The following is a 3583-nucleotide window of genomic DNA, read 5'->3' on the forward strand; positions in this document are numbered from 1 at the left end:
CAGCAAATGCGCTGACTACCCTTCCTGCACTGACCAGCATGCCAATAATATCTGTCAGATAATATTCGCCCTGGGCGTTGTTATTATTCACGTTGTGCAGCATCTGCCAGAGTAAAGACAAATCAAAGCAGTATATACCGGCATTGACTTCATCGACGGCCAGTTCTTCCGGAGTTCCATCTTTCTGTTCGACAATTTTCACTACCTGGCCGGCTTCATCGCGGATTATCCGCCCATAACCAGTAGGGTCCGGCATATGAGCTGTGAGGATCGTAGCCGCAGCCCCGCTCTTTTCATGCCAGTCCAGAAGGGATGTAAACGTATCTTTCGTAACCAGCGGCGTATCACCACAAGTAACCAGCAGCGTTCCCTGTGCATCTTTCAGCAGCGCTTCCGCCTGCAGAACAGCATGCCCGGTTCCGAGTTGTTCTTTCTGCATCACTGTTTCTGCTTCATTGCCCAGATATTCCTGTACCATTTCGCCGCCGAAACCAACTACGACAATCTGCCGCAGTGTGCCCGCCGCTTTTACGGTTCGCAGGACTTGTTCTACCATCGGCACTCCACCGACTTTATGCAGAACTTTGGGAAGACGGGATTTCATTCTCGTTCCCTTGCCTGCTGCCAAGATAAGTGCAATCGTGTCTTTCATTCAGCCTTAGCCTCCCTGGTGTCAAATAACTTTACCATGTCTTTTTAGAATAACACAAACACTGCCTAAAATACATAGTAAATTTACAAAAAATTGCCACAAATTGGTAAATTCTCTTATGCTTCTTTGACATGCAAAAAGGAGAGGGGGCTCCTCTCCTTTTCTGACTCTGCTATTTTATAAAACATGGACAACGACATTCTGTCTGCCAAAATTCAAAGCTTCATCGCGGTCGTCCATTCCCAGATCGATGCGGTTGCCAACAATGGCTCCGCCCGTATCATCGGCAATAGCGTCCCCGTATCCTTCAATATACAGCCGCGTTCCCAACGGAATAACATCGGGATCGACAGAAACGAGGCCATGCGTCAGCCGGTGACCACCTGCGGTGATACCGCTGTTTCCCGGATCATCTGCCGTATAGGCCGTAGCATCCATCACCATACTGTACTGGTAAGAACCACTTTCTTCAGGCACTTCACGCCCGCTGGCATCAGCCAGAGCCTGCATTGTCTGTGTTCCGACAACTCCGTCGGCGTCTAATCCATGATCTGCTTGAAAGCGACGCACAGCACTTTGTGTACCACTGCCAAACACACCATCTGCTCCATCAGATAAATATCCAGTATCAATGAGCATATATTGCACACTCTGTACAACAGAGCCGGTCATCCCCATTTCTACGTTCGCAGACGCAAGCGAAGAAAATGCAAAAACAAATAAAGCTGTGAGTAAGAAGACTATTCGTTTCTTCAAAAAACCACCTCTTTGCTAACATCAAAAAATCACATCGACAAAATTATAGCAAAAATGACACCATAAGTCAAAAAAATACGTATTTATGCATCGATTTTCGTCTATTTATACTCTATTCTCTTTGTGCTCGTTCTTTATTATCCTCTATTTATCACACTTTAATCATAAATTTTTATTACCAGGTACTAATTTTAATAATTATTATGCATTTTCGTGTTCTACCAAGTTCCTGACTTTTTTCTGCTGCTTCGACGGAATCTGTCAGGACATACAGGTAATCTCCGGCACATAAACGGGTATGATAATCGGGAATAATTTCTTCTGTTCCCCGTTTGATATCGACTAAGGCAACATGATCCGGCCAGTCAATCCGCCCAATATATTTTCCATCAACGACGCTGCCGCTGCTGATAGTCAGCTCCAGAATATTACGTCGTTCTTCTGCAGGAAGCACTTTTTGTCTCGTCGCAAGAGACCGTTTAAGCAGTGTATCATAAATAGGCTGCCCTCCCAGAAGCTGTGCCGTCGCCAAAGCAATCATAGACGCCGTGCAAAGTACAAGCAGATGTTCATATGACGCCGTCATTTCCATGATCAGAATCGTACCCGTAACGGGAGAATGAACAGACGCTGCAAAAAACGCCGCCATGGAAATGACAATGATATTCGTCAGGTAATACGAGGAAATCACTCCCATTTGTACGAGAAGAATACCTATGCTGCCACCGCATAATGCTCCCAGTACCAGCATGGGAAGAAAAAATCCGCCCGGCGTGCCACATCCATAGCTGATCAGTGTAAACACGAATTTACCACAAAGCAGTGTCAGAAACAGAGTCAGCGACAACGGCAGTTGATACAGGCTGTTGATGAGGTCATTGCCCCCACCGAGAACCTGAGGAAATCCATATCCCAATATACCCGCCGTTACCAGGGCAAAGGCAATGCGCATATAATCATTGCGGAATACAGGCAATGCGTAGAATCGGCCAATATTGAGAAGCCCTTTATTAAAAATAATTCCCGCTACACCAATAATGATTCCCAATACAACAGCCAGCCACATGTAACGTAACGGAAACGGTGGCAGCATGCCAAAATGAAAAATCGGGTCCCGGCCAAATACTACGCGGCTGACCATGGTTGCAACCAGAGCTGCTGCCATAGCCGGAGCCAGCACGACACTGGAAAAATTGCGATGAAGTTCTTCCAGAGCAAAAATCGCCCCTGCCAGCGGTGCATTGAATGCGGCCGCCAGACCGGCGCTGGCTCCCGCCGTGATTAAGTAGCGCTCTTCCATCCTCGTCCGCCCCAGTGCGCGGCTCATCCCCTGTGCGGTTACCGCACCAAGCTGAATAGACGGCCCTTCCCGTCCCAGGGACAGGCCCAGCCCAATCCCCAGGATACCGCCAGCCAGCTTGACCCAGAGGACACGCAGCCATCGCAAACGCACGACGCCGAGAATGATTCCTTTTACTTGCGGAATGCCACTGCCGGATGCTTCCGGTTCATGCTGTTTCAGCCGGTACAGTACATACGATGCTAACAGTAAAAACACAAACCATAATATATTTTCCATCCATCCCGCCTGCATGAGCAGGATATATATCTGTTCGCGCAACCGGGTACCCGCTTCGAGACACCAACGGAAAAAGCTTATGACAATACCGCTCAAGAGGCCCACCCACGCGCCTTCTGCAAACAAGCGCAGGCGGAAGCGGGGCCAGTGGTTTAAATTCCGTATAACCGGAATAATATCTATTTTACTTTGCATGATGCCAACCTCCCTATATATGGCAGTATATCATATTTTTTATATTTTGATTATTTTATGACGTTTCTCATGATATAATAAACGGCATAGAGTACATCATCGTATAAAAAACGCAATATATTATAGTATATATAATATAAGAAACAAGTGAATTAAACGATGGATAAACATAACATTTTTTATGGCAAGGAGGCCTATACAGTGCATACGTACCAGCCCGATTTTGATATTGAATCTGCTGTTTTGCATGAATTATCTTATATGATCCATATGCGTGAACAGTTCCACGCCCACCCGGAATTGAGCGGCCGGGAACACGAAACTAGTCAGACAGTCCTTCACGAACTCCAGAAAGCAGGCATAGAAGATGCCCGCATCATCGCTGATACGGGAGTCACCGG

Annotated in this window: 3 protein-coding genes and 1 pseudogene; 1 reads left to right on the forward strand and 3 read right to left on the reverse strand. The window is 46.9% G+C overall.

What is annotated here, in order from left to right:
- The 3 genes from DBO31_RS02370 to DBO31_RS02380 all read right to left on the reverse strand — a co-directional run.
- The coding region (locus DBO31_RS02370; protein WP_159897734.1) for a sugar phosphate nucleotidyltransferase at positions 1–652 on the reverse strand (652 nt) is incomplete at its 3' end.
- A gap of 177 nt (positions 653–829) precedes the next feature.
- Positions 830–1330, reverse strand: a complete 501-nt coding sequence (locus tag DBO31_RS02375; protein ID WP_072235729.1) for a peptidoglycan-binding protein — start codon at positions 1328–1330, stop codon at positions 830–832.
- 253 nt (positions 1331–1583) lie between these two features.
- Complete coding sequence (locus DBO31_RS02380; protein WP_150824348.1) at positions 1584–3182, reverse strand: ClC family H(+)/Cl(-) exchange transporter; 1599 nt, start codon at positions 3180–3182, stop codon at positions 1584–1586.
- 201 nt (positions 3183–3383) lie between these two features.
- On the opposite strand from DBO31_RS02380, the pseudogene DBO31_RS02385 reads away from it, so the two are divergent.
- A pseudogene (locus DBO31_RS02385) lies at positions 3384–3583 on the forward strand (amidohydrolase); the annotation flags it as partial.

It is taken from the genome of Megasphaera sp. DJF_B143 (assembly GCF_900320625.1).
Taxonomy (GTDB): domain Bacteria; phylum Bacillota; class Negativicutes; order Veillonellales; family Megasphaeraceae; genus Megasphaera; species Megasphaera hexanoica.

What these genes read in the sequence shown, in the direction of transcription:
- DBO31_RS02380 (WP_150824348.1), bottom strand. Translation starts at nt 3,182, where the DNA reads ATGCAAAGTAAAATAGATATTATTCCGGTTATACGGAATTTAAACCAC.
- DBO31_RS02375 (WP_072235729.1), bottom strand. Translation starts at nt 1,330, where the DNA reads ATGGGGATGACCGGCTCTGTTGTACAGAGTGTGCAATATATGCTCATT.